Source organism: Aliiroseovarius sp. ABM4_368, assembly GCF_056161205.1.
This window is the reverse complement of record NZ_JBSWYR010000001.1, coordinates 736557-762954: the sequence shown is the minus strand read 5'-3', so window position 1 is coordinate 762954 and position 26398 is coordinate 736557. Positions and strand designations below refer to the sequence as shown.

At 57.9% G+C, this 26398-nt stretch carries 31 protein-coding genes; 15 read left to right on the top strand and 16 right to left on the bottom strand.

Annotated elements, in window-relative coordinates:
• Positions 1–140 precede the first annotated feature (140 nt).
• Positions 141–2321 (bottom strand): catalase/peroxidase HPI, encoded by a 2181-nt coding sequence (gene katG, locus ACXAH3_RS03850; RefSeq protein WP_474860742.1) that lies wholly within the window; start codon positions 2319–2321, stop codon positions 141–143.
• A gap of 125 nt (positions 2322–2446) precedes the next feature.
• Here katG and ACXAH3_RS03845 point away from each other — a divergent pair, with 125 nt between their 5' ends.
• The gene (locus tag ACXAH3_RS03845; RefSeq protein ID WP_474860741.1) at positions 2447–3364 is read left to right on the top strand and encodes a LysR substrate-binding domain-containing protein; all 918 of its coding nucleotides are present in this window, start codon (positions 2447–2449) and stop codon (positions 3362–3364) included.
• On the opposite strand, the gene rseP is transcribed toward ACXAH3_RS03845, so the two are convergent.
• The 5 genes from rseP to pyrH all read right to left on the bottom strand — a co-directional run bounded on the left by rseP (position 3341) and on the right by pyrH (position 7929).
• A complete protein-coding gene (gene rseP, locus ACXAH3_RS03840; RefSeq protein ID WP_474860740.1) occupies positions 3341–4681 on the bottom strand; it encodes an RIP metalloprotease RseP in 1341 nt (446 codons plus the stop codon). The genes ACXAH3_RS03845 and rseP overlap by 24 nt on opposite strands.
• 123 nt (positions 4682–4804) lie before the next feature.
• Positions 4805–5614: a phosphatidate cytidylyltransferase gene (locus ACXAH3_RS03835; RefSeq protein ID WP_474860739.1), complete on the bottom strand. Its 810-nt coding sequence runs from the start codon at positions 5612–5614 to the stop codon at positions 4805–4807.
• Between the two features lie 59 nt (positions 5615–5673).
• The gene (locus tag ACXAH3_RS03830; protein WP_474861149.1) at positions 5674–6414 is read right to left on the bottom strand and encodes an isoprenyl transferase; all 741 of its coding nucleotides are present in this window, start codon (positions 6412–6414) and stop codon (positions 5674–5676) included.
• Positions 6415–6465: 51 nt separating this feature from the next.
• On the bottom strand, positions 6466–7029 hold the full coding sequence (gene frr, locus ACXAH3_RS03825; RefSeq protein ID WP_474860738.1) for a ribosome recycling factor: 564 nt from the start codon (positions 7027–7029) through the stop codon (positions 6466–6468).
• 147 nt (positions 7030–7176) lie between these two features.
• A complete protein-coding gene (gene pyrH, locus ACXAH3_RS03820; RefSeq protein ID WP_474860737.1) occupies positions 7177–7929 on the bottom strand; it encodes a UMP kinase in 753 nt (250 codons plus the stop codon).
• A 113-nt stretch (positions 7930–8042) separates the two neighbouring features.
• Here pyrH and miaA point away from each other — a divergent pair, with 113 nt between their 5' ends.
• The 3 genes from miaA to ACXAH3_RS03805 all read left to right on the top strand — a co-directional run bounded on the left by miaA (position 8043) and on the right by ACXAH3_RS03805 (position 10383).
• On the top strand, positions 8043–8951 hold the full coding sequence (miaA, locus tag ACXAH3_RS03815; RefSeq protein ID WP_474860736.1) for a tRNA (adenosine(37)-N6)-dimethylallyltransferase MiaA: 909 nt from the start codon (positions 8043–8045) through the stop codon (positions 8949–8951).
• Positions 8952–9121: 170 nt separating this feature from the next.
• Positions 9122–9928, top strand: a complete 807-nt coding sequence (locus ACXAH3_RS03810) for an AraC family transcriptional regulator (RefSeq protein WP_474860735.1) — start codon at positions 9122–9124, stop codon at positions 9926–9928.
• Positions 9929–10029: 101 nt separating this feature from the next.
• The gene (locus ACXAH3_RS03805; protein ID WP_474860734.1) at positions 10030–10383 is read left to right on the top strand and encodes an antibiotic biosynthesis monooxygenase family protein; all 354 of its coding nucleotides are present in this window, start codon (positions 10030–10032) and stop codon (positions 10381–10383) included.
• Here ACXAH3_RS03805 and ACXAH3_RS03800 read toward each other — a convergent pair.
• Complete coding sequence (locus ACXAH3_RS03800; protein ID WP_474861148.1) at positions 10380–10910, bottom strand: lytic transglycosylase domain-containing protein; 531 nt, start codon at positions 10908–10910, stop codon at positions 10380–10382. The two genes, ACXAH3_RS03805 and ACXAH3_RS03800, sit on opposite strands and share 4 nt — an antisense overlap.
• 258 nt (positions 10911–11168) lie before the next feature.
• Here ACXAH3_RS03800 and ssb point away from each other — a divergent pair, with 258 nt between their 5' ends.
• Positions 11169–11675, top strand: coding sequence for a single-stranded DNA-binding protein (ssb, locus tag ACXAH3_RS03795; protein ID WP_474860733.1), 507 nt, complete (start codon positions 11169–11171; stop codon positions 11673–11675).
• Positions 11676–11808: 133 nt separating this feature from the next.
• On the opposite strand, the gene aroB is transcribed toward ssb, so the two are convergent.
• Together aroB and ACXAH3_RS03785 are read right to left on the bottom strand one after the other, a co-directional pair.
• On the bottom strand, positions 11809–12912 hold the full coding sequence (gene aroB, locus ACXAH3_RS03790) for a 3-dehydroquinate synthase (RefSeq protein WP_474860732.1): 1104 nt from the start codon (positions 12910–12912) through the stop codon (positions 11809–11811).
• A complete protein-coding gene (locus ACXAH3_RS03785; RefSeq protein WP_474860731.1) occupies positions 12909–13526 on the bottom strand; it encodes a shikimate kinase in 618 nt (205 codons plus the stop codon). The genes aroB and ACXAH3_RS03785 overlap by 4 nt, the downstream gene beginning before the upstream one ends.
• A 50-nt stretch (positions 13527–13576) precedes the next feature.
• On the opposite strand from ACXAH3_RS03785, the gene ACXAH3_RS03780 reads away from it, so the two are divergent.
• From ACXAH3_RS03780 to ACXAH3_RS03765, 4 genes are read left to right on the top strand one after another with little or no spacing between them, the layout of a single operon-like run.
• Positions 13577–13714 (top strand): hypothetical protein, encoded by a 138-nt coding sequence (locus ACXAH3_RS03780; protein ID WP_247091798.1) that lies wholly within the window; start codon positions 13577–13579, stop codon positions 13712–13714.
• Positions 13704–15293, top strand: a complete 1590-nt coding sequence (locus ACXAH3_RS03775; RefSeq protein ID WP_474860730.1) for a hypothetical protein — start codon at positions 13704–13706, stop codon at positions 15291–15293. The genes ACXAH3_RS03780 and ACXAH3_RS03775 overlap by 11 nt, the downstream gene beginning before the upstream one ends.
• The gene (locus ACXAH3_RS03770; RefSeq protein WP_474860729.1) at positions 15290–16228 is read left to right on the top strand and encodes a site-specific tyrosine recombinase XerD; all 939 of its coding nucleotides are present in this window, start codon (positions 15290–15292) and stop codon (positions 16226–16228) included. Before ACXAH3_RS03775 ends, ACXAH3_RS03770 begins: the two co-directional genes overlap by 4 nt.
• A gap of 3 nt (positions 16229–16231) precedes the next feature.
• Positions 16232–16594, top strand: coding sequence for a DUF1304 domain-containing protein (locus ACXAH3_RS03765; RefSeq protein ID WP_474860728.1), 363 nt, complete (start codon positions 16232–16234; stop codon positions 16592–16594).
• Here ACXAH3_RS03765 and ACXAH3_RS03760 read toward each other — a convergent pair whose 3' ends face one another.
• Positions 16595–17044 carry a type II toxin-antitoxin system RatA family toxin gene (locus ACXAH3_RS03760; protein ID WP_474860727.1) on the bottom strand — a complete coding sequence of 150 codons (450 nt, stop codon included), beginning with the start codon at positions 17042–17044 and terminating at the stop codon, positions 16595–16597.
• Between the two features lie 70 nt (positions 17045–17114).
• On the opposite strand from ACXAH3_RS03760, the gene hpt reads away from it, so the two are divergent.
• Together hpt and ACXAH3_RS03750 are read left to right on the top strand one after the other, a co-directional pair.
• Positions 17115–17672 (top strand): hypoxanthine phosphoribosyltransferase, encoded by a 558-nt coding sequence (hpt, locus tag ACXAH3_RS03755; protein WP_474860726.1) that lies wholly within the window; start codon positions 17115–17117, stop codon positions 17670–17672.
• 3 nt (positions 17673–17675) lie between these two features.
• Positions 17676–17852, top strand: coding sequence for a hypothetical protein (locus tag ACXAH3_RS03750; RefSeq protein WP_474860725.1), 177 nt, complete (start codon positions 17676–17678; stop codon positions 17850–17852).
• Positions 17853–17857: 5 nt separating this feature from the next.
• Here the strand turns inward: ACXAH3_RS03750 and lipA are convergent, their stop codons facing one another.
• Positions 17858–18808: a lipoyl synthase gene (lipA, locus tag ACXAH3_RS03745; protein ID WP_474860724.1), complete on the bottom strand. Its 951-nt coding sequence runs from the start codon at positions 18806–18808 to the stop codon at positions 17858–17860.
• Between the two features lie 252 nt (positions 18809–19060).
• Here lipA and ACXAH3_RS03740 point away from each other — a divergent pair, with 252 nt between their 5' ends.
• The gene (locus ACXAH3_RS03740; protein WP_474860723.1) at positions 19061–19606 is read left to right on the top strand and encodes a redoxin family protein; all 546 of its coding nucleotides are present in this window, start codon (positions 19061–19063) and stop codon (positions 19604–19606) included.
• Positions 19607–19696: 90 nt separating this feature from the next.
• Here ACXAH3_RS03740 and ACXAH3_RS03735 read toward each other — a convergent pair whose 3' ends face one another.
• Genes ACXAH3_RS03735 through ACXAH3_RS03720 form a run of 4 tightly spaced genes read right to left on the bottom strand, consistent with a single transcriptional unit; the run spans position 19697 to position 22164 of the window.
• Entirely contained in the window at positions 19697–20083 is a 387-nt protein-coding gene (locus ACXAH3_RS03735) for a hypothetical protein (protein ID WP_474860722.1), read from the bottom strand.
• An 8-nt stretch (positions 20084–20091) separates the two neighbouring features.
• Positions 20092–20628 carry a gamma carbonic anhydrase family protein gene (locus tag ACXAH3_RS03730; protein WP_474860721.1) on the bottom strand — a complete coding sequence of 179 codons (537 nt, stop codon included), beginning with the start codon at positions 20626–20628 and terminating at the stop codon, positions 20092–20094.
• Positions 20625–21278 carry a guanylate kinase gene (gene gmk / locus ACXAH3_RS03725; RefSeq protein WP_474860720.1) on the bottom strand — a complete coding sequence of 218 codons (654 nt, stop codon included), beginning with the start codon at positions 21276–21278 and terminating at the stop codon, positions 20625–20627. The genes ACXAH3_RS03730 and gmk overlap by 4 nt, the downstream gene beginning before the upstream one ends.
• A 4-nt stretch (positions 21279–21282) precedes the next feature.
• On the bottom strand, positions 21283–22164 hold the full coding sequence (locus ACXAH3_RS03720; RefSeq protein WP_474860719.1) for a YicC/YloC family endoribonuclease: 882 nt from the start codon (positions 22162–22164) through the stop codon (positions 21283–21285).
• Between the two features lie 175 nt (positions 22165–22339).
• Here ACXAH3_RS03720 and ACXAH3_RS03715 point away from each other — a divergent pair, with 175 nt between their 5' ends.
• Positions 22340–23146 (top strand): PAS domain-containing protein, encoded by an 807-nt coding sequence (locus ACXAH3_RS03715; RefSeq protein WP_474860718.1) that lies wholly within the window; start codon positions 22340–22342, stop codon positions 23144–23146.
• Between the two features lie 79 nt (positions 23147–23225).
• On the opposite strand, the gene ACXAH3_RS03710 is transcribed toward ACXAH3_RS03715, so the two are convergent.
• Positions 23226–24599 carry a class II 3-deoxy-7-phosphoheptulonate synthase gene (locus ACXAH3_RS03710; RefSeq protein ID WP_474860717.1) on the bottom strand — a complete coding sequence of 458 codons (1374 nt, stop codon included), beginning with the start codon at positions 24597–24599 and terminating at the stop codon, positions 23226–23228.
• Positions 24600–24836: 237 nt separating this feature from the next.
• On the opposite strand from ACXAH3_RS03710, the gene ACXAH3_RS03705 reads away from it, so the two are divergent.
• Together ACXAH3_RS03705 and ACXAH3_RS03700 are read left to right on the top strand one after the other, a co-directional pair.
• Positions 24837–25823, top strand: a complete 987-nt coding sequence (locus tag ACXAH3_RS03705; RefSeq protein ID WP_474860716.1) for a GlxA family transcriptional regulator — start codon at positions 24837–24839, stop codon at positions 25821–25823.
• Positions 25820–26332: a GNAT family N-acetyltransferase gene (locus tag ACXAH3_RS03700; protein ID WP_474860715.1), complete on the top strand. Its 513-nt coding sequence runs from the start codon at positions 25820–25822 to the stop codon at positions 26330–26332. Before ACXAH3_RS03705 ends, ACXAH3_RS03700 begins: the two co-directional genes overlap by 4 nt.
• Positions 26333–26398: the final 66 nt, after the last annotated feature.

The window sequence follows — 26398 nt, the reverse complement described above, 5'->3', positions numbered from 1 at the left end:
GATCTGGCTTTCTCGCGGGTTTGTGAACCTCTGCTTAAAAAAGCGGCAAAAATATAGTTGGGCCACCACCGAATAACCCCTCCGGTGGTAACCACTATGTCCCTTAATCGCTCAAGGGGTTTTGGTAGCGAACGTCGCTATCAGTTCAGATCGAACCGATCGGCATTCATCACTTTGGTCCAGGCTGCGACGAAATCCTTCACGAACTTCTGGCCAGCGTCGTCTTGGGCATAAACCTCGGACAGTGCGCGCAGTTGCGAGTTTGAACCAAAGACAAGATCGACGCGTGTGGCAGTCCATTTTTGGTCGCCAGTCGCGCGATCAGTGCCTGCATAGGTGCCGTCGCCCTGGTCTGCCCACTTGGTACGCATATCCAGAACATTCACGAAGAAATCCGTGCTCAGTTTGCCAGGGTTTTGCGTAAAGACACCATGCGCGCTGCCACTGTGATTGGCACCAAGAACCCGCAATCCGCCGACAAGCACTGTCATTTCGGGGGCGCTCAGTCCCAACAGCTGTGCTTTGTCAACAAGCAGCTCTTCGGGCGAGATTGTGAATTCGGTCCGTTGCCAGTTGCGGAAACCGTCCGCTTCTGGTTCCAGATACTCGAAACCTACGATTTCAGTCATCTCTTGTGTCGCGTCTCCGCGACCCAAAGTGCACGGAACCAGAATACATTGGCCCGCATCGGCAGCGGCTTGTTCCACTGCGGCGGCCCCAGCGATGACGATCAGATCAGCCATCGACACGGGCTTGCCAAAGCTCTCACGCAGCTCTTCCAAGCGGGTCAGGACGCGGTCCAGCGCTTCGGGCTCATTGGCCTCCCAGCTTTTCATCGGCTCAAGACGGATACGCGCACCATTCGCTCCACCGCGCATGTCTGAACCCCGGAAAGATGAGGCCGACGCCCACGCGGTTTTCACAAGGTCCGAGATGCTCAGCCCGGTATCCAGAACGGCCGCCTTCAAAGCAGTCACATCCGCGTCGCTCAGGTCCGTTTCCGAGGCCGGAATCGGATCCTGCCAGATCAGCTCTTCACTGGGGACCTCTGCGCCCAGATAACGTGCGCGTGGTCCCATATCGCGGTGTGTCAGCTTGAACCATGCACGCGCAAAGGCATCGGCAAACTGGTCCGGGTTTTCATGGAACCGTTTGGAAATGGGGCCATAGATCGGGTCCATCCGCATCGCCATATCCGCCGTGGTCATCATGGTCGGAACTTTCTTCGACGGATCATGCGCCTTTGGGGCCATGTGGTCTTCGGTGACGCCGACGGGTTCCCAGATCCAGGCGCCCGAAGGCGATTTGGTCAGGTTCCAATCATAGCCAAACAGCAGATCAAAATAACCGTTGTCCCATTGGGTTGGGTTCGCAGTCCACGCGCCTTCGATCCCCGAGCCGATTGTGTCGTCACCTTTGCCTGTGCCGTGTTTGCTGGTCCAGCCAAGGCCCATTTCTTCGATCCCGGCGGCTTCGGGTTCGGGGCCAACCAGTGCCGGGTCCCCTGCCCCATGTGCCTTACCGAACGTATGGCCGCCAGCAACCAGTGCGACTGTTTCTTCGTCATTCATCGCCATGCGGGCAAAGGTCTCGCGGATGTCGCGGCCCGAGGCCAGAATATTCGGTTCTCCATCCGGGCCTTCCGGGTTCACATAGATAAGACCCATCTGAACCGCGGCCAGCGGGTTTTCCAAGTCGCGTTCGCCCGAGTAACGGCTGTTTTCACTGCCGCTTTCGGCCAGCCATTCGGTCTCGGCGCCCCAATAGGTGTCTTCTTCAGGCTCCCACACATCTGCGCGGCCTCCGGCGAAACCAAAGGTCGGCCCACCCATGCTTTCGATGGCGACGTTGCCAGCAAGGATCATAAGATCCGCCCATGAAATCTTGTTTCCGTATTTCTGCTTGATCGGCCACAGAAGGCGCCGCGCCTTGTCGAGGTTCACGTTATCAGGCCACGAGTTCAGCGGAGCGAAACGCTGCTGCCCGGTCCCTGCCCCGCCACGACCGTCTGCCGTACGATAGGTGCCTGCGCTGTGCCACGCCATGCGGATGAAGAAACCACCATAATGACCATAGTCTGCGGGCCACCAGTCTTGGCTGTCAGTCATCAGCGCAGTCAGGTCTGCTTTCAGAGCCTTAAGGTCCAGCGACTTGAATTCCTCGGCATAATCAAAGTCTTTCCCCATCGGGTTCGACTTGGTCGAGTTCTGGTGCAGTATCCGCAGGTTCAGCTGATTGGGCCACCAGTCTTTGTTCGACCGCATTCCAACATTCGTTGCGCCATGTGCGATCGGGCATTTGCCCATCGAGTTTCCGTCCATCTTGCGACTCCCATAAGTTTGGATTGGCTGGCGACGGTGATTCCCGTCCCGTATAGGCTTCACCTTAGCGCTGTCGATTGATAAGAGGAAATTACACCTTTTAATCCCGGCAATAGGTAAACATTATGAGTAATATCACCCTACGCCAGCTTCGATACTTCGATGCTTTGGCTGAGCACGGCCATTTCGGGCGCGCGGCGGATGCCTGTGCTGTGTCGCAACCCGCCCTGTCAGTGCAAATTAAAGAGCTTGAGGAAGCGCTGGGATGTGTTCTGTGTGAACGGATGCCGCGTCAGGTGCGCCTAACCACTCTGGGGCGCGAATTTTTACGGCGAACGCAGGATATTCTGCGCTCTGTGGACGAGCTTGAGGACGTGTCACGTGCTGCAAAAGATCATTGGGTGGGCGAACTTCGGATCGGTGTGATTCCCACCATCGCGCCCTATTTGTTGCCCACGATTGTGCGGGAACTGACCGGTACGTTTCCCGGCGCCGAGATCTATATGCGCGAGACGATGACCTCGAACCTGATCAAAGAGCTGGTGGATGGGCGAATTGACACGGCTATTCTGGCCCTGCCGATATCAGACCCCGCCCTGACCGAAGTGCAGCTGTTTGACGAGGAATTCGTTCTTGTGCGACCGCTGGCCGACAAAGACAAACCCATCCCCAATCGCGAGGGTTTGCGCGAGATGCGGCTTTTGCTGCTGGAAGAAGGCCATTGTTTCCGCGATCAGGCGCTGTCGTTTTGCGATGTGCAAAGCTCTAACCCGCGCGAGACATTAGACGGCAGCGCGCTGACCACATTGGTGCAAATGGTCGGCGCAGGAATGGGCGTGACGCTGATCCCGGATATGGCCGTTGCGGTCGAAACTCGATCTGCCCCTGTTACCGTATCCCGCTTTGACGCGCCCAAGCCAAGCCGCACCATCGGTATGGTTTGGCGGGCAAGCTCGCCTTTGGCGCAGCAGTTTCACCGAATGGCGGATTGCGTCAAACGGGCCGCAAAGGCGTCTGGATCAGGGGCAGAAGAGGTCGTTTGAAAGGCCGAACACCATCAAGGTCAGCACCACCGCCAACCCCATGGCCAGAAGGATGTTCAGCACTTTTTCGGCGGGTGGTTTGCCGGTTACGGCCTCCCACGCGTAGAATACCAAATGCCCGCCATCCAGAACGGGGATGGGGAACAGGTTCAACATGCCGATGGCGGTGGACAGCATGGCGATGAAGGCCACGAAACTGACAGCGCCCTGCGACGCCACCTGCCCCGAGACCTGTGCAATACCAAGCGGTCCCGACAGGTTGCAGCTGGAAATCGCGCCAGTGATCATGTGCCACAAGCCCGAAAGGCTGCTTTGAATGATGTAGATTACCCGTTCAACACCCGACGAAAGGCTTTCCCAGACACCGGCCGGACGGGTCGCAGGTTCAAACACCATGCCCGAGGTGATGCCGATCAGCCAACGGGTTTCAAACCCGCCATCCGCCGTGGGAACATCCTGACGGCGTGGGGTCAGGGTTACGTCCATAGCAGCGCCATCACGATAGATGCCCAAAGACAGCTTTTCCCCGTCACCATTCACCACGATCTCGCGCAGGGCGTTGAAGGTTGGAACGGTTTCACCATTGACCGTGCGAATTAGATCGCCCTCTTTCAGGCCCGCCTCGAACGCCGCGGATTGCGGGCTGACCGATCCGACTAGCGCCGGATAGGGGTGGGTGGCTGAAACCGTCAGTTCCTGCCCATCTCGGTTGACGCGATACTCGACCAGATCGGTTTCAGGAAGTTTTTCGATCACAGTGTAAAACTCGGCCAAGGGCGGTGTGTCGATGCCCGCGATGGACAGAACCTCGTCGCCCGGACGCAGCCCCTGCTCCATCCCCGGCACGTCCATGACGGCTTTTACTGCAAGCGGATCGCGGGCGACGCCCGTGGACATCATCAGCCCCGCGAAGATCAACGTGGACAGGATAAAGTTGAAGATCGGCCCAGCAGCCACGGTGGCTGTCCGTGCCCACAGGGGCGCGCCATGCATGGTGTGGCGGCGGTCCTCAATCGACAGTTCGGCCAGTGCAGCCTCATCCGCCCCGGCAGACGCCGCGTTGGCGTCACCGCGAAATTTCACATATCCGCCAACGGGAAAGGCGGCGATCTGCCATTGGGTGCCGTGGCGGTCGGTGCGGGCAAACAGCACCGGCCCCATCCCGATGGAAAACACGTCTGCCTTGATGCCGCTCCACCGGCCAACGATGTAGTGGCCGTATTCGTGCACCGCGACGATTACCGTCAGGGCGGCCACAAAAGCCAGGATCGTGAAGGCAATATTGCCGAAATCGGGCAGGAAGCTGATCAGATCCATGTGTTGGTCGTGTCCTTCGGTTCGGGCGCTTGGAGCTTCGGCTCGGGTTTCATCTGGTCAGTGATTGCGGGTTTATCAAGGTCGCCAAGGCGATTGAAATGCGGTTGCGGGCGTTCATTTTGCTTATCCTGCAAAGATCAGCGATGCGATGCCCGACAGCAGCACCAAGGCCCCTGCCGCGCCGATCATGGCGTCAAACCGATCCAGCACACCGCCGTGGCCCGGGATCAGGTTCGAGCTGTCTTTCACCCCCACCATCCGCTTGATTGCGCTTTGGGCGATGTCCCCCATTTGGCCTGCGAAGGCGATCAGGGGTACAAAGGCAGCTTCAAGCGGTGTGAACACACCCTGAGACGCGCCGATAACGCCAAGGATCAAGGCGCCTACCCAGCCTGCGATTGTGCCGGACCAGGTTTTCTTCGGGCTGACGCGCGGCCAGAATTTCTTGCCTCCGATCATGCGGCCCGCAAAATATCCGGCAACATCTGAGATGATGATGATCAGGATGAACCAGATCAGCACGGCGCCAGGGCCCATCGCTAGAAAACCAAGCCCGGCCAGCATGATCAATAGCCCGTAAGCAAAGAACAAAACACGGTGCTGGTTGGCCAAAATCGCTCCCATCAAAGGTGCGATGAACAGCGATGCGATCTGCGGTGACAGAACGACACCGGGCGCATTGATCGGCCCAAAGCTGCACAACAGGATACCACCGGCGGCCGCCAAACCAAGCACGATGGGCAAGGCTGTCGGGGGCGATTGTAACAGACGCGCAAATTCCCACATGCAAAGGCCGATGACGACTGTGATCAGCGCCAGATAGGCCGCGCCGCCCAGCCAGATGGCCGCCACTGCGATTGCCGCCATAGCAAACGCTGATAACAAGCGGGGCGCAAGATCGGCCCATTTTGAAGGGGATGTTTCAGAACTCATTAGGAGGTTATCGCATTGCGCGGTCTGGGTCTCAAGTTCAAAGAGTGCCCTGCGCGCTGCTATTCGGCGGCCTGTTTCACAGCACCAAACCGACGGTCACGGCCCGAGAAGCGATCCACGACCTCGCCAAACACTTTCTCCGAGAAATCAGGCCACAGCGTTTCGATGAACTCGTATTCGGCATAGGCGGATTGCCACAGCAAAAAATTCGAGATCCGTGTCTCGCCCGATGTGCGAATGACAAGGTCTGGATCCGGTAAAGATCTTGTATCTAAATAGGTTGAAACGGTTTCTTCATCCACCGCTTCCGGCAAAAGCACACCACTTGCAATGTCCTGCGCCATCCGTTGCGAAGCGCGGGTCAGCTCGTCCCGGCCGCCATAGTTCAGCGCGATGGTCAGGTTGACGTGATCATTCCCTGCCGTCATCTCTTCCAGCTCGGCCATCAGCTTGGTCAGCTTTTTGCCCAGCCGGGCGCGATCACCGATGAAGCGTACGCGGACGCCTTCGTCGACAAGGGCGCGGGCTTCTTTCTTGATGTAACGACGAAACAGGCTCATCAGCCCGGTGACTTCGACCTCGGATCGTTTCCAGTTTTCGGTCGAGAAGGCAAAGATGGTCAGGTACTTCACGTCCAGATCTGGACAGGCGCGCACGATTTCCCGCACGCGCTTGGCCCCTGCCCGATGCCCGAACAAGCGCGGCTTGCCTTGGCGCTGCGCCCAGCGACCATTGCCATCCATGATGATGGCAACATGCCCGGGCGATTTTGCCTTGGCCGGTTTCTCCGACTTTGCCATATCCATCAACTGATCCAATACCTATTAAAAAAACATAAGAAGAATGCAGGCTTAGACCTGCATGATCTCTTCTTGTTTGGTTTCCAAGGCTTTATCCACGACGCCAACGAATTTGTCGGTCAGTTCCTGAACCTCGTCCGACCACATTTTCGCGTCATCCTCGGACATGTTGTCCTTGCCCTTTTTGATCTGCTGCATACCGTCCTGACGCACGTTGCGCACGGCCACACGGGCGTGTTCAGCGTACTGAGCAGCGACACGGGTCAGTTCGCGACGGCGTTCTTCGTTCAGCTCGGGGATCGGCAGCATGATGATTGTACCATTGAGCTGCGGGTTGATGCCCAAACCGCTTTCGCGAATGGCCTTTTCAACCGCCTGAACCATGCTTTTGTCCCAGACATTGACCGTCACCATGCGCGGTTCGGGCACGTTCACGGTACCGACCTGATTCAAGGGTGTGCGTTGGCCATACGCCTCGACCGTGATCGGATCCAGCATCGAGGCCGAAGCACGCCCAGTGCGCAGCGATGCAAATTCAGTCTTTAAAGCGCCAAGCGCACCCTCCATCCGGCGTTCCAGATCGTCGATATCCAGTTCAAACTCTTCGTCAGCCATCGCTTGGCGTTCCCTTCGTCTTTCAAGCTCTTATAAACCGAGCGTGTTTCGCCCGGTATAACGCCACCACCCCCTGATTGTATAGGTCAGGTTCCTCTGACGGTGGCAAACAAGTTCATCTGGGCGATTTTCCGCCCCGTTTTGGTGTCATCCACCAACCCGCGTATAGGTGCCCTGCCCGTCCAGAATGCCGCGGAAGCCGCCGGGTTCATCCAGCGAAAACACAATGATCGGCAGGTTGTTGTCGCGCGCCAGCGCGATGGCGGACGCGTCCATGACGCCCAGTCGTTTCGCCAGCACATCGTCATAAGACACCGTGTCATAGCGCACCGCATCGTCATTCTTGACCGGGTCTTTGTCGTAAACGCCGTCCACCTTGGTGCCCTTGAAGATCGCCTCGCAGGCCATTTCGTTGGCGCGCAGTGTGGCGGCTGTGTCGGTGGTGAAATACGGGTTACCGGTGCCCGCGGCGAAGATGCAAACGCGCTTTTTCTCAAGGTGGCGTACGGCGCGGCGGCGAATGTAAGGCTCGCAGACCTGATCCATCGGAATGGCCGAGATCACGCGGGTATACACCCCTAGCCCTTCCAGCGCGGATTGCATTGCCAGCGCGTTCATAACCGTGGCCAGCATTCCCATATAGTCCGCCGTGGTCCGCTCCATCCCCTGCGCCGAGCCTTGAAGCCCGCGGAAGATGTTGCCGCCGCCGATCACCATGCAGATCTCGACCCCCATGTCATGGACCGACTTCACTTCGCGCGCGATACGTTCCACTGTGGGTGGGTTCAGGCCGAAGCCTTGGTCCCCCATTAGGGCCTCGCCCGAGATTTTCAGCATGACACGTTTATAGGTCGGCTGCGGGGTTTCACCCTCTGCCGTGGTCTGGGCCTGATCACTCATCTGTTGCCACTCTCTGATTGTCGTGATTGTGTTGCCCGGCAATTTGACCGATTAGGGCCGGATGATCAATGAGCGATCCGCTTGTGGCTTCAAAAAATTAAGGACGACTTCACGTGTCGAGCGCAGAAGACAGCATAGATGCACTGGCCCGTCAGGTTGGCGGTGATCAACCTGTGCTGATTGCAGGGGCCACCGCGTCGGGCAAATCGGCGCTGGCATTGGCGATTGCCGAAGCCTCGGGCGGAGTGATTGTGAACGCAGATGCGCTGCAAGTTTTTGCAAACTGGCGCATTGTGACCGCGCGTCCCTCGGTGGAGGATGAAGCCCGTGCGCCGCATCTTTTGTACGGGCATATTGCTGGCGATCAGGACTATTCCGTGGGGCATTGGCTGCGCGAAGTTGCACCAATTTTGCAAGGCCCCAAGCGGCCAATCATTGTCGGTGGCACGGGGCTGAACCTGACCGCTTTGACCGAGGGGTTGGCCGACATCCCGCTTACCCCGCCCGCCATCCGGGCCGAGGGTGAAGCACGCTTGGTCGAAGGTGGCTTATCCGCGCTTCTGGCGGATCTGGACCCGGATACTCTGGCTCGGATCGACACCCGCAACCCCGCCCGCGTCGCCCGCGCGTGGGAGGTTCAGCATACGACAGGCCTCGGGCTGGCCAGTTGGCAGGACGACACCCCCCCGCCCCTTCTGCCCCTCACCTCGGCCCGCGCCTTCCATCTGGATGCTGAACGCGATTGGTTACGCGACCGGATCGAGCGGCGGTTTGACATTATGTTGGAAGAAGGCGCGCTGGACGAGGCGCGCCAGAACCTTGCCACATGGGATCCCAAGGCGCCGTCCTCGAAAGCCATTGGCGCGCCGGAACTGATCGCGCATCTGAAGGGTGAGATCGCGCTGGATCAGGCCCGCGCCGCCGCCATCATCGCCAGCCAGCAATACGCCAAACGCCAACGCACGTGGTTTCGAAAGCGTATGAAGAACTGGCAGGTGATTCCCCTTGGGACCGATCACTAACGGCACAAGGAATTCCACGCCCGCTAAGTTATCCACAGCAAAGCCACTTATCTTGTGGATGACCCTGTGGAAAAGTTGTAATGTGTCAAAAAAACTGAGACAGGTCGAACAGGTTAAGTTAGCGATTGAGCGGTAAAGTGATTTTTGCTGGCTGCTGCGATTGTATTCTTATGACTGACTCAAACATCCCGAAATCCCCTTTTCGAGTGCTTCCTTTGGTACGTCTGGGCGCTGGTGGGCGCTGGCGTACGGAAGCCATGCGCTCGTATGGTGCGCCGGTCCTTTTGTGGTTCACGCGCGGACAAGGCCGTATCACGGTAAACGGCGTGACGGCGGGTTATGGCCCGCATAACTGCATCTATCTGCCTGCCGGCACGATGCATGGGTTCGAAATGACCAGCCAAGTGTCGGGCACAATCATCGTGTTCCCACAAGACAGCGAAGTGCAATTGGGCTTGCCTCAGGACACCGTCCATTTGCGCCTGCGCGAGGCGGATCGGCAGATCGAACTTAGCAATCTGGTGGATGACCTTCAGCGCGAGATGGGCAAAGGCACCGAGCGTGCCGACCGCGCAATGATGTGCCATGCGGGATTGATCTCGGTCTGGTTGGAGCGTCAGATCGAAGCGATTGACGAAGACGATATCAAACGCAAATCCGGGCAGCGTCTGGTCAATGCCTTTACAGCATTGGTCGAGAAAGACTTTCACAGCGCGAAAACCGTGCGGGATTATGCGGCCGATCTGGGCATTACGCCCACACATCTTAGCCGTGTGTGCAACAGTGCCTGCGGGCGACCGGCCTCGGCGATTTTGCAAGACCGTGTGACCTATGAAGCGCGGCGGTTGTTGACCGAAACTCGCGTGCCAATCAAGGACATCGCGGCTTCGCTTGGTTTTGCCTCGGCAGCCTATTTCACGCGTTCCTTTCAGAAGCAAACCGGGCAGACTCCATCCCAATTCCGCAAGCGGGGTTAAGAAGCGCGCTGATTGGCTGCGCAAGAAAGTGTTGCCAAACGCCGAGTGACGACGCGTGTCATTTGAACTAAGCATAGGCGTATCTTTGAAAGGATGCGCCGATGTCATTTGACGACACCCGTTTCGCCCCCCTGCCTGAACCGCCTTATTATGCGGTGATTTTCACCAACCAGCTGACCGCGAATACGCAGGGCTATGAACAAATGGCCGACAAGATGGTCGAGCTGGCCGAAAAGCAAGAAGGTTACATCGGTGTCGAAAGCACGCGGGATGCGTTCGGGGTTGGAATAACCGTATCCTATTGGCGTGATGAGGCTGCGATTTCCGCGTGGAAAGCGGATGTTGGTCATCTGATGGCGCAGAAACTTGGGAAGACACGGTGGTATGCGCAGTATCACTTGCGCGTTGCCAAGGTGGAACGCGCCTATTCCGGTCCGGAAGGTCGCGGGGTTTAGCTGCCCAAAATGGCTTTTACATAGCCTTGGGTTTCGCGATATGGCGGGACACCGTTGTATTTTTCGACAGCACCCGGGCCGGCATTATACGCTGCAAGGGCCAAACGCCATGACCGGAAGCGGTCATATTGCTGGCGCAGATATCGTGCGCCACCTTCCAGATTTTGCGAGGGGTTCCAAGGATCTACACCCAGTTTGCGCGCGGTGAAGGGCATAAGCTGTGCAAGGCCAATAGCGCCCGCATGGCTTTTCGCCTTCGGGTTCCAGCCGCTTTCCTGTTGCACAAGGCGCAGGAACAGGTCCTCGGGGATACCGTGTCGCCGCGCCATTGCTTGTGCCACCGGCAGGAACTGACCCTTATAATTTCCCGAATAGGTGGGAATGCCATAGCTGGCCGGTGTTTTGGGCGCATTCGGCTTAAGACGCGACGAGTTTGAGTATTGTTGCGCAGCACGAGAATCCAGCACGTTCAGCTGTGAGTTAAACGTGCTTCGACTGCCCGAAGAGCCAAACAGGCTTTCGGCCATGGCCACGTTGCGCGGTGCCTCGATTGAAAGGGCTGCTACAATGCTCAGCCCGGCGATGGTGAATACGCGTTGGCGCAATGTCCCGCCCCCAGTTTGAATACAGCGACAATATAGGGGTAATAGGTGGCTCTGGGAAGGGTTGCGCGATTGATCGCGCGAAACTCGGCGAATTGGGCCGTTTGCACGGCAGAAATCGCGTTCCCCTCGCCCATTTATGGTGTAACCATATGGCCCAATCTAGAATCGAAAGGACGCAGGATGGCGGGTTCGCTTAACAAGGTCATGCTTATTGGTAATCTGGGCGCAGATCCCGAGGTACGGACCTTCCAGAATGGTGGCAAAGTGTGCAACCTGCGCATTGCGACCTCGGAAACCTGGAAAGATCGCAACACGGGCGAGCGTCGCGAAAAGACGGAATGGCACACTGTGTCAGTCTTCTCGGAAGGCTTGGTGCGCGTGTGTGAGCAATTCTTGCGCAAAGGCTCGAAAGTCTATGTGGAAGGACAGTTGCAGACCCGCAAATGGCAAGACCAGTCGGGCAATGATCGCTATTCGACCGAGGTTGTCCTGCAAGGCTTCAACGGCACACTGACCATGCTGGACGGCCGCAGTGGCGGCCAAGGTGGTCAGGGTGGCGGCTATGGCGGCGGTCAAGGTGGCTACGGCGGTGGCAACCAAGGCGGAGGCTTTGGCGGCGACAACCAAGGTGGCGGCGGTCCTGCTCCGGCAGGCGGCGGCGGGTTCGATGACGAAATCCCGTTCTAAATCGCGCATTGCATGACAGAATTTCAGGCGCCCGCCTCACGGTTGGGCGCCTTTTTTATGTCTTGCCTTTTGGAGCACGGGCGGATGCGTGACTCGGCCTCGCGCTCCAGGACATTTTTGTAAGAAAATAGAGTTACTTAAGCGCGTCTTCTAGGACGTCCTTGACCACGCCCATGTCCACGTCATCGGCGACGAAGGCGTCCCCGATAGAGCGCGCCAGAATGAAGCGCAGTTGGCCCTGCACGACCTTCTTGTCCTGCCCCATCAACGCGATCAACCCATCTGCATCGGGCAGATCGCCGGGGATGTCGCTGATGTCTTTTTTCATCCCCATCGCTGCCAGATGCTGACGGAACCGCGAGGGGCTTTCTTGGCTAAGCAGCCCCAACCGCGCCGAGGTTTCAAAAGCCAGTGCGCAGCCGATAGCAACGCCTTCGCCATGAAGCAGACGGTCTGAATAGCCGGTCGCCGCTTCCAACGCGTGGCCGAAGGTATGGCCCAAGTTTAGAAGCGCACGGTCGCCTTGTTCGGTTTCATCGCGCACTACGATGTCGGCCTTCATCTGGACGGACCAGCGCACGGCCTCTTCCCGCAGGGCCTGATCGCCAGCTGCCAGCGCGGGGCCGTTCTGTTCGAGCCAGTCAAAGAAAGACGCATCGCCAAGGCCGCCGTATTTTACAACTTCGCCGTAACCAGCCAGAAAATCGCGGGGTTTCAGCGTGCCCAACACGTCGATATCGGCCAGCACCAATGAGGGCTGATGGAAGGCGCCGATCAGGTTCTTGCCCTGTGGCGCGTTGATACCAGTCTTGCCACCGACCGAGCTGTCGACCTGAGCCAAAAGCGAAGTTGGCATCTGCACGAACCGCACGCCGCGCCGCAGGATTGCAGTGGCAAAGCCCACAAGGTCCCCGATCACACCGCCACCGAAGGCCACAACGACGTCTTTGCGTTCAACCTTTTGATCCAGCAGCCATTCGACGGTTTGCATCAAGTAAGGCCAGCTTTTGGTGGCTTCCCCGGGCGGCAGGATCAACGCCTCGGACGCGATGCCTTCGGTGGACAGTCCGGCTTTCAAAGCCTCCAGATGCAGCCCTGCGACGGTTTCTTCGGTCACGATCCAGACCTTGGAGCGCGGCAGCAAAGGCGCGATTTCAGCGCCCGCGCGTGCAATCAATCCCGGTGCAATCCGCACGTCATAGGCGCGATCCCCCAAGGGGACGTGAACGGTGGTCATGCGGGGGTCTCCTCAAGCACATCGGGACGGGTTTTCAGAACCTCGATCACAGCGTCGGTCATCTGTGCGATGGTAAAGTCAGGATGGGCGTCCACAACCAGATCGGCGAGCTCGTAAACCGGTACGCGCGCGTCATAAATCTCGGTCAGAGTGGCCTTGGGATCGGGAGTACGCAACAAAGGCCGCGTGTCCTTGTGCTTGACCCGGTTCCACAGAAGCTCCAGATCCGCGCGCAGCAGGACGGACGCGCCGCGTTCGCTGATCATCTGGCGATTGCGCTCGGCCATAAAGGCTCCGCCACCAGTTGACAGGATGGCGCGTTCACCATCCAGAAGGCGCCCGATTACCTCGGTCTCGCGGTCGCGAAAAAACGCCTCGCCATCACGTTCAAAGATCTCAGCTATGGACATGTTCGCGGCGCGCACGATTTCCTCGTCACTGTCCAGAAACGGCACATCCAGACGGGCGGCAAGCGCCTGTCCGACAGCGGTTTTACCCGCCCCCATCATGCCCACCATGACGATGGATTTTTTCACGTTAAATGCCAAAGCGGCGCCCACTTGCCCAAAACCAGATTTCTTTCCTGAATGGCGTGATCTTGGGGAAAATACCATATATAAAATCAGCAAAACGATACCCGAGGCAGAAAAATAGGTGACTCTCTATGCTGATCCGCTTGATCAAGCTTTTGTTCTTTCTGGCAATTCTGGGCGTGATTGGGTTGTCGGGCTATGCCTATCTTGGCGATATGTCGCCCCCCAGCGCGCCGCAAAGCAGCACCGTGACGCTGAATGGCGGTTAACGGGTGTCACAAGGCCGCGGCGTTAGGCGCGGTTTTTGCCCTGTCCATCGGGGCTGCGCAGGCGCAAAGCACGCAAGGCTCGGCACCGATGTCTGCGATTGGTTGGCTTTCGGATAGTGTGGCCCTGCCCGCGCCGTCTATCGACAGCGCCGTTTTACCCCCCGACCCGAATGAACCCGAGACCGCGACCGGTGCTTCGGTTGCGCAGGTCACCATGAGCCTGATTGAGACGCCTGTTCTGGATGCGGTGGGCCTGTTGTCCAGTTCGACCACCGGCTTTGCCCGCGACCTGTGGGGCCAATCGCGCCCTGATGATCTGGCCCGCCGGATCACCGGGATGCCGCTTTACCTGTACCCTGCGATGCAGGACCTGCTGAACACGCTGCTGTTGACCGAGCTGAACCCGCCCAAAGGCGCACGTACAGGAGATGATCGTCTGTTCATGGCCCGTGTCGACCGTCTGCTGGCTGTCGGAGCGCTGGATCAGGCCGAGGCGCTTTTGGACCGCGCTGGCAACACCAACCCGCGCGTTTTCAGACGTGGGTTTGACACGGCACTTTTGCTGGGATCCGAGGATCGGTTTTGCGAGGTATTAAAGAACTCGCCCGACCTTAGCCCCACCTATCCTGCGCGCGTCTTTTGTTTGGCGCGATCAGGCGAATGGGACGCGGCAGTTTTGACGCTCGAGACCGGACGCGCCTTGGGATACATCAACGATTTCGAGGACGCGCTTCTGGCCCGTTTTCTGGACCCGGAACTGTTCGAGGGCGAGCCGCCCTTGCGGCGCCCACCGGATCTCACCCCCCTGACCTATCGCGTGTTCGAAGCCATCGGCGAGCACATCCCAACCGGCAACCTGCCCTTGGCGTTCGCGCAGGCCGATCTGCGCGCCAATGTAGGTTGGAAAGCGCGCGCTGAAGCAGGCGAGCGTTTGGCGCGTGTGGGCTCGGCCACGCCGAACCAATTGCTGGGCTTGTATACCGAGCGCCGACCGGCGGCATCGGGTGGGATATGGGACCGGATGCAAACCGTTCGACGGTTCGAGCAAAGCCTGAACAACGGGAACGAGGCCGCCCTGTCAGCATCGCTGAATATGCTGTGGCCTCAGATCGAAGACGCAGCACTTGAGGTGCCTTTTGCGCGTTTGTTCGGCAGCCGGTTGATCTCGAAAATCCCAACCGATTCTGGCGCACGGAGTGTCGCGCTTTCGCTGGGGCTTCTGTCCGCCGAGAGCGAGGAATTTGCCGCCGCGTGGCCCGCACTTGGACGAGACGAACGGGAAAGCCTACTGACTGCCATAGCCTTGGGCGAGACCGACAGCGCAACGGCGTATAACGCAACCTCGCGCGCCGTGGTCGAAGGGTTAAACGCAAATGAAGTGCCTGTTCGGCTGAAATCCCTTATGGACAGCGATCGCATGGGCGAGGCGATCCTGCGGGCCATCGCACTTTACGAAAACGGAACACACGGAAATCTGGACGAAATCGCAGATGCGCTGGCCTTCTTCCGCCACATTGGGTTGGAACGTATCGCCCGACAAGCCGCGCTTGAGGTTCTGATCCTCGAGAGGCGCGGATGACCCCAGATCACGCGCGGTGGATTTCTGCCTTTCTGGATGCCCAAGCGGCCGAGCTTGGGGCGTCAGAAAACACGCGATTGGCCTATGGCCGGGACCTGAAGGCGTTTACAGAATTCCTTGAACGCAAGAAGTTGGCATTTGACACGTTGGCGCGCGCGGATATCGAAGACTTTCTGGTCGATTGTGACGTGCAGGGACTGGCGGCTTCGACACGTGCACGCAGGCTGTCCTCGATCAAACAGCTTTATCGTTTTGCTTACGAAGAAGGCTGGCGCACCGACAATCCCGCGCTGAAAATCCGTGGGCCCGGCCAAATGAAATCCTTGCCCAAGACGCTTTCCGAGGATCAGGTCGAAGCCCTTCTGGGCGCCGCGCGCGAGGTCGGACGTACCGAAGCCGACCGTCTGCGAAACACCTGTCTGATGGAGCTTCTTTACGCCACTGGAATGCGCGTAAGCGAACTTGTCACCCTGCCCGTCTCTGCCGCCCGGGGTGATCCGCAACTTCTGTTGATCCGCGGCAAAGGCGATAAGGACCGGTTGGTCCCGTTGTCGTCCGAGGCCCGCGCAGCCTTATCCGATTGGCTGTTCTGCCGAGATAAGTCCGAGGACATCGCGCGGATGGAAAAGGGCGCGAAGCCCTCGCCCTTCTTGTTCCCATCGACGGGATCATTAGGCCATCTCACGCGACACCGTTTCTATGCGATTATCAAAGAGATTGCGGTGATCGCCGGGGTCGCGCCCAATGACGTCACACCCCACCGTCTGCGCCACGCATTTGCAACGCATCTTCTGGCACATGGTGCGGATCTGCGATCCATTCAGGCGCTGTTGGGGCACGCGGATCTGGCCACGACCGAGATTTACACGCATGTTTTGGAAGAACGCCTGCGCGAGCTGGTTTTCACCCACCATCCCCTTGCTGAAAAGGACTGAACCATGAGCAACCTTGCGACCATCTTGATCCTGCTGATCGCCGCGCTGCATCTATATATCCTATGGTTCGAAATGTTCGCTTGGGAAAGCCGTGGCCCGAAGGTCTTTCGCAGTTTCCCGCGCGATCTCTTTTCGCCGACCAAAGCGATGGCTGCCAATCAGGGGCTTTATAACGGTTTTCTGGCAGCCGGCCTGATCTGGTCTCGGGTGATTTCTGACCCTGTTTGGGCGCAGAACGTGGCGCTGTTTTTCCTGGTCTGCGTCGCCGTCGCCGGTATTTTTGGGGCCGCCACTGCCTCCAAGAAGATCTTTCAGGTGCAAGCCCTGCCCGCCCTGATCGCCATCGCGGTTCTTTTGATCAGCTGATCAGTCGGAATAGAGCGCGGCAGCGCGTTTCTCGAACGCCACCACGATCCGGTGCATCGCCTCGTTAAACACGAGGCCAATTACCTTTTGCAGCATCCGGCTTTTGAACTCGAAATCTACGAAGAATTCGACCTCGCAACCCTGCGGGTGTTCTTTGAAGATCCAAAAGGATTTCAAATACTTGAACGGGCCATCCAGATATTCGGTATCAATCCGCTGTCCGGCCTGATCCAAGGTCACGCGGCTGGTGAACCGTTCGCGAAAGACCTTGAAGCTGATCACCAGATCGGCCTCCATCAACTGCCGTCCATCGTCCAACGGCACCACCCGACGCACCCGCGCGGCCGAGTTCCACGGAAGAAACTCTGGATACCTGCCCACATCCGCCACAAGATCGTACATCTGGGCCACGGTATAGGGCATTACGCGTTTTTCGCCATGTGTGGGCATGGTTCGGTTTTTTCCTTCTTTGTCAGACGCACATGTCTTAGGAATGCAGTCGAGAATCAAGGGGGAAGCCATGGTTCAGCGACCATATGTCATTGATACGCTCATTTCTGCCAAGCAAATCGCCGCGCGGGTGGAAGAACTGGCGAAAGAAATTCACGACGAATTTGATGGTACCGACAAACTGGTTGTTGTCGGGTTACTGAGGGGTTCGTTCGTCTTCATCGCGGATGTTGTCCGCGAGCTGGATCTGCCGGTTGAAGTCGATTTTCTGGAAGCGTCCTCGTACGGGAATTCGACTGAAAGCAGCAGAGAAGTCCGTATTCTCAAGGACTTACGCGGCGAGATTTCTGGGCGTGACGTGCTGGTGGTAGAGGATATCGTCGACACCGGATTTACACTGAAGCACGTGATCAAGCTGTTGAAAGCTAAGGGGCCAGCCAAGCTGCGCACCATCGCCCTTCTGGACAAACCATCCCGGCGCGAGGTCGATGTAAAGGCCGATTGGACCGGGTTCGAGATCCCAGATGAGTTCGTCGTGGGCTATGGCATCGACTTTGCCCAACGCAACCGCAACTTGCCGCATATCGGCAAGGTGCGGTTCTTAGACCCTCAAGACGGCGAGAGCTGACAAATGAACCCACTTTGGCTGTTTCGCATGTCAAAATGGGCTCGCAACCCGCCCTCGACCAAGCGGGTTGTGTTTGGGTTGATCGTGATCGCAATCTGTCTGGCGCTGTTTGCCTATGAATACTTCATAGGTGCGCCCGACTGGATGCAGATCGAGCGCGTCAGAAGGCCGAAATTCTAGCCATATCAGGCTTTTGCAAGGCTTTCTTCACGTGCCTTGCGCAACTGTGCAAAGTCGTCGCCCGCGTGATAGGACGACCGCGTCAGTGGCGTGGCCGAGACCATCAGGAAGCCCTTGCCATAGGCAGCCGTCTCGTAATCCTTGAACTCGTCAGGATGCACGAACCGTTCGACCGCATGGTGTTTCGGTGTGGGCTGCAGATACTGACCGATGGTCAGGAAATCGATGTCGGCGGCACGCATGTCATCCATGATCTGCATGACGGACTGACGATCCTCACCCAGCCCGACCATGATGCCGGATTTGGTGAACATCGAGGGGTCCAGCTCTTTCACGCGCTGAAGCAGACGCAGCGAGTGGAAATAACGCGCACCGGGGCGCACTTCAGGATAAAGGCCCGGCACAGTTTCAAGGTTGTGGTTGAACACGTCAGGGCGCGCTTCGACGACAGTTTCCAGAACGCTGTCTTCACATTTCAGGAAGTCCGGCGTTAGAATTTCGATCGTTGTGTTGGGCGACTGGTGACGCACAGCGCGGATCGTCTGGGCGAAATGCTCGGCCCCGCCATCTTTCAGGTCATCGCGGTCAACGGATGTGATCACAACATGGTTCAGACCCAGTTTCTTCACCGCATGCGCGACGCGGCCCGGTTCGAAGGCGTCCAGAGTATCCGGCTTGCCGGTGGCCACGTTGCAGAAGGTGCAACCGCGGGTGCAGATCTCGCCCATGATCATCATGGTGGCGTGGCCTTGGCTCCAGCATTCGCCTGCGTTGGGGCATCCTGCCTCTTCACACACGGTAACCAGATTATTCTCGCGCATGATCTTATGCGTCTCGGCATAGCCCTTCCCTCCGGGCGCTTTCACGCGAATCCAGCTGGGTTTTTTAGGCTGTGCGTTGTCCTTGCGATGCGCCTTCTCGGGATGGCGGCTTTCAGGGATTTTCAGATCACGCATGGCTTTCCTCCGGGCCAAGTGGTTCTGACCTATATAAGTGCCCTGTGCCGCTAAGTCACCTTGAAAACTTGTTTTCCGATATGCAGCAGATGCATAGCCGAAACAGTTTTGGGCAGATTATGGTCGCCAATGGCATCAAAATGTTGCACTGCAGAAAAACCCCGTTGAGTGGCATTTGGAATCGTTCTAATCCTTATCCTGACGCGCGCAGCGATTCCCAGCCACGCGCCCGAAAAGCAAAGGAATATCCAAATGAAAGCAGGCGTTAACGTCCCCAACATCACCTTCCGCACCCGCGTTCGTGATGAAAGCATCGAAGGCCCGAACCCGTTCCGCTGGCAGGACATGACCTCGGACGATTACTTTAAAGGCAAGCGCGTTGTTCTGTTCTCGCTGCCCGGCGCGTTCACCCCGACCTGCTCGACCTATCAGTTGCCCGGATACGAGAACGGCTTTGCCGATTTCGCCGCCGAAGGCATCGACGAGATTTACTGCATGTCGGTCAATGACAGCTTCGTCATGAACGCCTGGGCCCGCAACCAGGAACTGGAAAACGTCAAAGTGATCCCCGACGGCTCGGGCGAGTTCACCCGCCTGATGGGCATGCTGGTTCAGAAAGACAACCTGGGCTTCGGCGCCCGCTCGTGGCGCTATGCCGCCGTTATCAATGACGGTGTGGTAGAAGCATGGTTCGAAGAGCCGGGCCGCTGCGACAACCACGGCGAAGACCCCTATGGCAAAAGCGCGCCGGAAACCGTTCTGGCATGGCTGAAAGAGGCCAAAGAAGCCGTCGCATAAGCGAGTGCTCATGGAATGACGAAGGGCCGCCCGATTGGGTGGCCCTTTTCAATTGGTGGTACAGAAATCAATGCAGTGACACACGGGCGGTTACACTTTCGATCGAAACCATTCGATTGATGGGTCTAGCTCTTTTAAGCACCATCTCATTAAAGGAACGCCTAGCCGTGCGAGCAAAGAGAAGTAGCAATATAAAAGTAAGACGAAAGCCACGTACCAGCTCGCCAGAATTGGTACGGCCACCACAGTTGTGAGCGCGATTGCAATCACAGTAAAAATCCACGAATTCGCGGCCAGCTTAGTGAGCATGAAAAGCGCTATGACGATCAAGAATACGGCAGTCTGATAGATAGGAAACCACAACAGCGCATACTTAACTTTGCTTTCATCAAACTGTTGCAGCAACCAGCGACTTAATCTCTTGGCAGCCCCTAAGCCGAGTACTTTCAAACCTGAGTTCTGAGAGCGATAGTGCATCAGGAGAGCTATTCGACTTCGCCTTGTTCAACCGGCTTCAATCTGCTCAAAAACCGAGCTGCATTCTGCTGATAATGCACTGCAGACGCCTCGATCCCCTTGATCGCCGCGTCATCCAACTCGCGCACCACTTTGCCCGGTGCGCCCAGAACCATCGATCCGTCGGGGATCACCTTGCCCTCGGTCACCAGCGCCCCTGCTCCGATCAGGCAGTTCTTGCCGATCACCGCGCCGTTCATCACGGTGGCGTTCATGCCGATCAGGCTGTTGTCTCCGATGGTGCAGCCATGCAGCAGCACCTTATGGCCGACGGTGACGTTCTCGCCGATGGTCAGCGGGAAGCCCAGATCGGTGTGAAACACGCTGTTTTCCTGCACATTCGTGCCCGCGCCGATGGTGATCTGTTCATTGTCGCCACGGATGGTCGATCCAAACCAGACCGAGGCTTTGTCCCCGACCTTCACCCGTCCAATGACATTGGCATCGGCGGCGACAAAGACATCTTCGGCAATTTCGGGCGCGATCCCGTCCAGTTCATAGATCATGCGTTGCCCTCATCAAATTCGGTTTGCAGTTTGCGTACGTGATCCAGCAGGGTCGGCTGCTGGTTGCGGCGCTGGCGGGTGGCTTCGACGATGGTGATCAGCTTTTGCGTGGTCGCCTCTAGATCGTCATTCACCAGCACGTAATCATAGCTGCCCCAGTGGCTGATCTCGTCCCAGCTTTTTTGCATCCGTTTCTGGATCACCTCGTCGCTGTCCTGTCCGCGTCCCACCAGACGAGAGCGCAGCTCGGTGATCGAGGGCGGCAGGATAAAGATCGACAGGGAATGCGATGCCATGGATGAATTGCGGATCTGCACCTCGCCCTGCCAATCCACGTCAAACAGCACGTCGCGGCCGCTTTCGATGGCCTGTCGGACGGGCTCGGCGGGGGAACCATAAAAGTTCCCGAAGACGTGGGCGTGTTCCAGCATCTCGCCCTTGATCACCATGTCTTTGAATTTGTGTTCTTCGACGAAGTGGTAATCCTTGCCGTCCACCTCGCCTTCCCGCGGTGCACGCGTCGTGGCCGAGACCGAGAAGCTGAGCGTTGGGTCCCATTCGATAAGCCGCTTGGCCAATGTCGACTTCCCCGCGCCGGATGGCGAGGACAGGATAATAAGAAGGCCGCGACGGCTGTTGGGGGCGCTCATGGGGTCACTCCACGTTCTGAACTTGTTCGCGCATCTGATCAATCACATGCTTCAGGTCAAGCCCCACGCGGGTCAGTTCGTTGAATTGTGCCTTGGAACACAAGGTATTGGCCTCGCGGTTGAACTCCTGCATCAGGAAATCGAGCTTACGGCCTGCGGGCTCACCTGCGGTCAAGTGGGACCGCGCGACGGCGACATGTGCTTTTAGGCGGTCCAATTCCTCGCGCACGTCGGTTTTCACGGCAATCAGGGCAAGTTCCTGTGATACCCGGTCGGGGTCTGCGCCTTCGGTCGAATCCATAATCCGGGCGAGCGCTTGACGCAGCCCGTCGGCTTGCGCCTGAGCACGGTCGTCCAGCAATGCCTCGGCCTGTCCGACCAGTGTTTCCACCTGATCGACCTGACCCACCATAATCTCGGCCAGCGCTTGACCCTCTTCCTGGCGGGAAGCTACGAAACTGTCGATCAGCGCGGGAATCTGCGCCTTTAACGCCTCGATTAGAGGCGCGCGGCTGTCGGCATCTGCGGCCCGCATTTCGATCACGCCACGCAATTGGGCAATGTCGGCGGCGGAAACTGGCGCGACCTGCAAGCCGCGCATTTCCGCCTCGGCTGCGATGGATAGAAGATGCGTGACCGCCTGCCCCAGCCGTTCCGGGTTCACTGCATATTGCCCGTCATCCTCGGGATGCGACACGCGCAACGTCACCGAGACATTCCCGCGAGCGATCTTTTGTTTCAATGACTTACGAAGGGCATCCTCGACCCCGTCCAGCCCGTCGGGCAGCCGAAGTCGGATATCCAAACCGCGCGCATTGACCGATCGCATGTCCCATATCCAAGTAAATCCGTTCAGCTCTCCAGTGGCACTGGCGTATCCGGTCATCGAGTAAATCATGGGTGGTTAACCATTTGATAAGATTTTCCGCCAAATTCGAACAGAATTATGACATATTAAGACATCAGAAAGCATAAGCTACGTATTCGTTAACAAACGGTCACCGATTGAACAAGGATCAGACTGATCCATAAACGGGGACCAGATTGCCGGGAACTAAGAGATGAGAATCGAGTATTTGCGTGACGGGAATGTTGTGTCTCTGCTGTCCGCCCGACAGACGAAAACCTATCCGTCGATCGCATTGGTCGAGGCTTATTGGGACGGGCTGCGCAATGGCCGTCTGTGCCCAACCCGGAACGAGGTTGACCCGCGCGGCTTTGCGGGCGCCCTGCACGAAGCATTCATTCTTGAAAAGATCGCTCCGGGTCTGGCGCGCATACGCTTGGCCGGGCAGCATCTAAACGATGTGCTGGATATGGAAGTGCGCGGGATACCGATCTCGGCCTTTTTCGTGAACGATGCCCGCAAAGAACTGCACCGCGCGCTTGAGGCTTTGTTCGACATGCCAGCGCAGGTCACGCTGTCGTTGACCACGGAACCACGCGCGTTTCGCAAGCCGCTTCAGGCGCAGATGGTGCTTTTGCCCCTGCGCGATGAAGACGGCCTGATCACCCGCGTGCTTGGTGCCCTGCAAGTCGACGGAGAGCTAAAGAGCGGCCCTCAGCGATTTGATATTAAGTCGGTCGAGGTGACGCCCATCGTCGCAAGCCAAGATCAGACGCAGGCCTTAGAAGCCTATCAGGAAGGTGTCGAAGCAACACAAACCACAAGGGCGCAGCTGGATGCACGCGTTGGGACCAGCGCCGGGCGTGGTGGACACGTCCTTCGCGACACCAGCGGCATCGCAGGTGACGTGTTTCGCGAATTTGCCGAAGCGCAAAGCCATTTCGTGATGCCGGACCGGTCGGCCCAAAGGGGCGGCCCATCCGCAAAGCCATCGCATTTGAAGCTGGTCAAATCCAACTGATGTAGCGGTCTTCGTCAGACAAAGAAAAACGCCCCGGCAGTTAACCGGGGCGTTACTTGTTTCAAATCCGCGCGTGGGGTCAGCTGGCTTTGGCCGCCAATGCACCCCCATTGCGTCGCGCCGAAAGCTCTTCCGCCACCAAGAAAGCCAGTTCCAAAGATTGGCTGGCGTTCAGGCGCGGGTCGCAGGCAGTGTGGTAACGATCCGACAGATCTTCGTCGGTCACGGCACGCACGCCGCCGGTGCATTCGGTCACGTCCGAGCCGGTCATCTCGAAATGCACGCCACCGGGGACGGATCCCTCGGCCTTGTGTACAGCGAAGAACTCTTGCACTTCTTTCAACACGCTGTCGAAGGGCCGGGTTTTGTAACCCGAAGCCGATTTGATCGTGTTGCCGTGCATCGGGTCACAGGACCAAACCACGTTAGCGCCCTCTTCCTGCACGGTCTTGATCAGACGCGGCAGGTGCTCGGCCACTTTGCCAGCCCCGAAACGGGCGATCAGGGTCAGACGGCCTGCTTCGTTTTCCGGGTTCAGCTTCTCAAGCAGAATTTTCAGGTCTTCAGCAGTGGTGGTCGGACCACATTTAAGACCGATCGGGTTGATCACGCCACGCAGGAATTCCACATGCGCACCGTCGGGCTGACGTGTGCGGTCGCCGATCCACAGCATGTGGCCGGAACCTGCAACAGTTTTGCCAGTGGTCGCGTCCAGACGGGTCAGAGCCTCTTCATATTCCAGCAGCAGGCTTTCATGCGAGGTGTAGAAATCCACCGTTTGCAGCGTGTGCATCCGGTCGGCGGTCACGCCAGCCGACTGCATGAAATCAAGGCTGTCCTGAATACGTTCGGCCATGGCACGGTACTTTTCCGCCTCGCCCGAGGCGGTGAAGTCCAACGTCCACTGGTGCACTTGGTGCACATCCGCCAGACCACCGGTCGAGAACGCGCGCAACAGGTTCAGCGTCGCCGCCGATTGCGTATAGGCTTGCAACATTTTCTGCGGATCCGGGATCCGGGCGTCCGAAGTGAAGTCCAGTTCGTTGATGATGTCACCACGGTAGCTGGGCAGCTCTACGCCTTCCACTGTTTCCGTGGGCGCCGAGCGCGGCTTGGCGAACTGACCAGCCATACGGCCCACCTTGATCACCGGCACTTTCGCACCGAAGGTCAGAACCATCGCCATCTGCAACATCACTTTGAACGTGTCGCGAATGCCATCAGCCGAGAAATCGGCGAAGCTTTCGGCACAGTCGCCGCCTTGCAGAAGGAACGCTTCACCGCGCGATGCACGGCCCAATTCTTCGCGAAGGCGCATGGCTTCGCCGGCAAAAACCAAGGGCGGATACTTTGCAAGCTGCGCCTCGACCTCGGCCAGCGCGGCCGGATCGGTATAGTCTGGCATCTGTACCCTTGGCTTGTTGCGCCAGGTCGACTTGTCCCACTCCGTCATGGTTTTCTCCGTAAAATATCAGTCTTCGCCCGCTATTCGGGCGACGCCCCTTCTAACCTGTCCGGCGCTAACGTGCAAACAATGTTGTGTATCCGTTTCGTGACGGGAATTTAGCTTCGTTTGTCGTGCGGGCTTTGGTGACGTATGATTGTGAAAAAATCGTCTTGCCGCAGAGGGATAAAACTGCTGAATTCCTCGCTACCTTTAGTGAACCCGTAAAGAAAAAGGGTGAGTCGCATGACCAAGCTGTCTGAAATGAATGAACAGGCCACGCGCCGGTTCGTTTTTGTTTTGGTCGATGGGTTCACCCTTCTTAGTTTCGCAGGCGCAGTCGATGCGCTTCGGATTGCCAATCGGGCCAGCGGGAAAAAGCTGTATGACTGGGTGATCCAAACCGAAGATGGTGGACAGATCACATCATCTGCGGGCCCAAGTTTCATGGCAGATTGTCCGCTTGAAGAACTTCGCCGAGATGACACACTGGTTCTGGTATCGGGCGTGGATGTGCAAAGCAAATGCTCGACGAAGCTGCTTAACTGGCTGCGGCGCGAGGCGCGTCGCGGGGTGCGGATCGCGGGCCTGTGCACGGCGGCGCATATTCTGGCCAAGGCCGGGCTTCTGAACGACAAGCGCGCAACCATTCACTGGGAAAACCACGACAGTTTCGCCGAGGAGTTTGACGAGGTCGACCTGACCAAGCGCGTCTTTGTGGTGGACGGCAAGATCATGACCGCCGCGGGCGGCACCGCCGCGATTGATCTGGTCCTGAAGATCATCGCCGAAGATCAGAGCGAGGATGTCGCCAATGTGGTTGCCGACCAGCAAATCTATACCACCATCCGCACCGAAAGCGACAGCCAACGCTTGTCTGTGCCGACCCGCATCGGTGTGCGTCACCCCAAACTGTCCGAGGTGATCCGCAAGATGGAAGCCAATATCGAAGAACCTATCTCGCCTTCCGTATTGGCCAGCGAGGTTGGCATGTCCACCCGCCAGCTAGAGCGGCTGTTTCGCCGCTATTTGAACCGTTCGCCCAAGCGTTACTACATGGAGCTGCGTCTGCAAAAAGCGCGCAACCTTTTGATGCAGACGGATATGAGCGTAATCAACGTGGCCTTGTCCTGCGGGTTTTCCAGCCCCTCGCATTTCTCGAAATGCTATCGGTCGCACTATGACACCACCCCCTACCGCGAGCGTGGCAGCCGCGGGGCCAAGCCCGCGTGATCCTGCGTACCGAACGACTTGTGTTGCGGCCTCCGCAGCCGGACGATCTTACGCCGTTGCATCGCATCTTTTCAGATCCCAAAGTCATGCGGTATTGGAGCCACCCTGCCCATGACAGCATTGACACCACACAGAACACCCTAGACGGAATGCTTTGGTCCCATAATGAGACTGGGTTGGAATTCGTGATCGAACGCGACGGCGCATTGATCGGCAAGGCGGGTTTGTGGCGTTTGGCTGAACTGGGATACATCCTGCATCCCGATCATTGGGGCCAAGGGCTGGCGTGTGAGGCGTTGAAGCCCATTATTGACGCCACCTGGGACCGTCATCCCAACGTGGCAGAAATCACCGCCGAAATTGATCCCAGAAACATCGCTTCCGCCCGGTTGCTGGCGCATCTTGGGTTTACTCATACGCATTCCGCACAGGCAACGATCAAGGTCGCTGGCGAATGGTGCGACAGCGATTACTATGCCTTGTTGCACCCGGATCCTGACGCGCGATAACCCCCGCCGCTTTTTTAAGCAAATCGCCTGCTTCGGCCTTTTCTTTTTCGATATCCGCGCCTAGGG

Excerpts from the sequence above, each read along its gene's own strand:
- katG (WP_474860742.1), bottom strand. The coding sequence starts at position 2,321 with ATGGACGGAAACTCGATGGGCAAATGCCCGATCGCACATGGCGCAACG.
- ACXAH3_RS03845 (WP_474860741.1), top strand. The coding sequence starts at position 2,447 with ATGAGTAATATCACCCTACGCCAGCTTCGATACTTCGATGCTTTGGCT.
- rseP (WP_474860740.1), bottom strand. The coding sequence starts at position 4,681 with ATGGATCTGATCAGCTTCCTGCCCGATTTCGGCAATATTGCCTTCACG.
- ACXAH3_RS03835 (WP_474860739.1), bottom strand. The coding sequence starts at position 5,614 with ATGAGTTCTGAAACATCCCCTTCAAAATGGGCCGATCTTGCGCCCCGC.
- ACXAH3_RS03830 (WP_474861149.1), bottom strand. The coding sequence starts at position 6,414 with ATGGCAAAGTCGGAGAAACCGGCCAAGGCAAAATCGCCCGGGCATGTT.
- frr (WP_474860738.1), bottom strand. The coding sequence starts at position 7,029 with ATGGCTGACGAAGAGTTTGAACTGGATATCGACGATCTGGAACGCCGG.
- pyrH (WP_474860737.1), bottom strand. The coding sequence starts at position 7,929 with ATGAGTGATCAGGCCCAGACCACGGCAGAGGGTGAAACCCCGCAGCCG.
- ACXAH3_RS03810 (WP_474860735.1), top strand. The coding sequence starts at position 9,122 with ATGACTGACTCAAACATCCCGAAATCCCCTTTTCGAGTGCTTCCTTTG.
- ACXAH3_RS03805 (WP_474860734.1), top strand. The coding sequence starts at position 10,030 with ATGTCATTTGACGACACCCGTTTCGCCCCCCTGCCTGAACCGCCTTAT.
- ACXAH3_RS03800 (WP_474861148.1), bottom strand. The coding sequence starts at position 10,910 with ATGGCCGAAAGCCTGTTTGGCTCTTCGGGCAGTCGAAGCACGTTTAAC.
- ssb (WP_474860733.1), top strand. The coding sequence starts at position 11,169 with ATGGCGGGTTCGCTTAACAAGGTCATGCTTATTGGTAATCTGGGCGCA.
- aroB (WP_474860732.1), bottom strand. The coding sequence starts at position 12,912 with ATGACCACCGTTCACGTCCCCTTGGGGGATCGCGCCTATGACGTGCGG.
- ACXAH3_RS03785 (WP_474860731.1), bottom strand. The coding sequence starts at position 13,526 with ATGGTATTTTCCCCAAGATCACGCCATTCAGGAAAGAAATCTGGTTTT.
- ACXAH3_RS03780 (WP_247091798.1), top strand. The coding sequence starts at position 13,577 with ATGCTGATCCGCTTGATCAAGCTTTTGTTCTTTCTGGCAATTCTGGGC.
- ACXAH3_RS03775 (WP_474860730.1), top strand. The coding sequence starts at position 13,704 with ATGGCGGTTAACGGGTGTCACAAGGCCGCGGCGTTAGGCGCGGTTTTT.
- ACXAH3_RS03770 (WP_474860729.1), top strand. The coding sequence starts at position 15,290 with ATGACCCCAGATCACGCGCGGTGGATTTCTGCCTTTCTGGATGCCCAA.
- ACXAH3_RS03765 (WP_474860728.1), top strand. The coding sequence starts at position 16,232 with ATGAGCAACCTTGCGACCATCTTGATCCTGCTGATCGCCGCGCTGCAT.
- ACXAH3_RS03760 (WP_474860727.1), bottom strand. The coding sequence starts at position 17,044 with ATGCCCACACATGGCGAAAAACGCGTAATGCCCTATACCGTGGCCCAG.
- hpt (WP_474860726.1), top strand. The coding sequence starts at position 17,115 with ATGGTTCAGCGACCATATGTCATTGATACGCTCATTTCTGCCAAGCAA.
- ACXAH3_RS03750 (WP_474860725.1), top strand. The coding sequence starts at position 17,676 with ATGAACCCACTTTGGCTGTTTCGCATGTCAAAATGGGCTCGCAACCCG.
- lipA (WP_474860724.1), bottom strand. The coding sequence starts at position 18,808 with ATGCGTGATCTGAAAATCCCTGAAAGCCGCCATCCCGAGAAGGCGCAT.
- ACXAH3_RS03740 (WP_474860723.1), top strand. The coding sequence starts at position 19,061 with ATGAAAGCAGGCGTTAACGTCCCCAACATCACCTTCCGCACCCGCGTT.
- ACXAH3_RS03735 (WP_474860722.1), bottom strand. The coding sequence starts at position 20,083 with ATGCACTATCGCTCTCAGAACTCAGGTTTGAAAGTACTCGGCTTAGGG.
- ACXAH3_RS03730 (WP_474860721.1), bottom strand. The coding sequence starts at position 20,628 with ATGATCTATGAACTGGACGGGATCGCGCCCGAAATTGCCGAAGATGTC.
- gmk (WP_474860720.1), bottom strand. The coding sequence starts at position 21,278 with ATGAGCGCCCCCAACAGCCGTCGCGGCCTTCTTATTATCCTGTCCTCG.
- ACXAH3_RS03720 (WP_474860719.1), bottom strand. The coding sequence starts at position 22,164 with ATGACCGGATACGCCAGTGCCACTGGAGAGCTGAACGGATTTACTTGG.
- ACXAH3_RS03715 (WP_474860718.1), top strand. The coding sequence starts at position 22,340 with ATGAGAATCGAGTATTTGCGTGACGGGAATGTTGTGTCTCTGCTGTCC.
- ACXAH3_RS03710 (WP_474860717.1), bottom strand. The coding sequence starts at position 24,599 with ATGACGGAGTGGGACAAGTCGACCTGGCGCAACAAGCCAAGGGTACAG.
- ACXAH3_RS03705 (WP_474860716.1), top strand. The coding sequence starts at position 24,837 with ATGACCAAGCTGTCTGAAATGAATGAACAGGCCACGCGCCGGTTCGTT.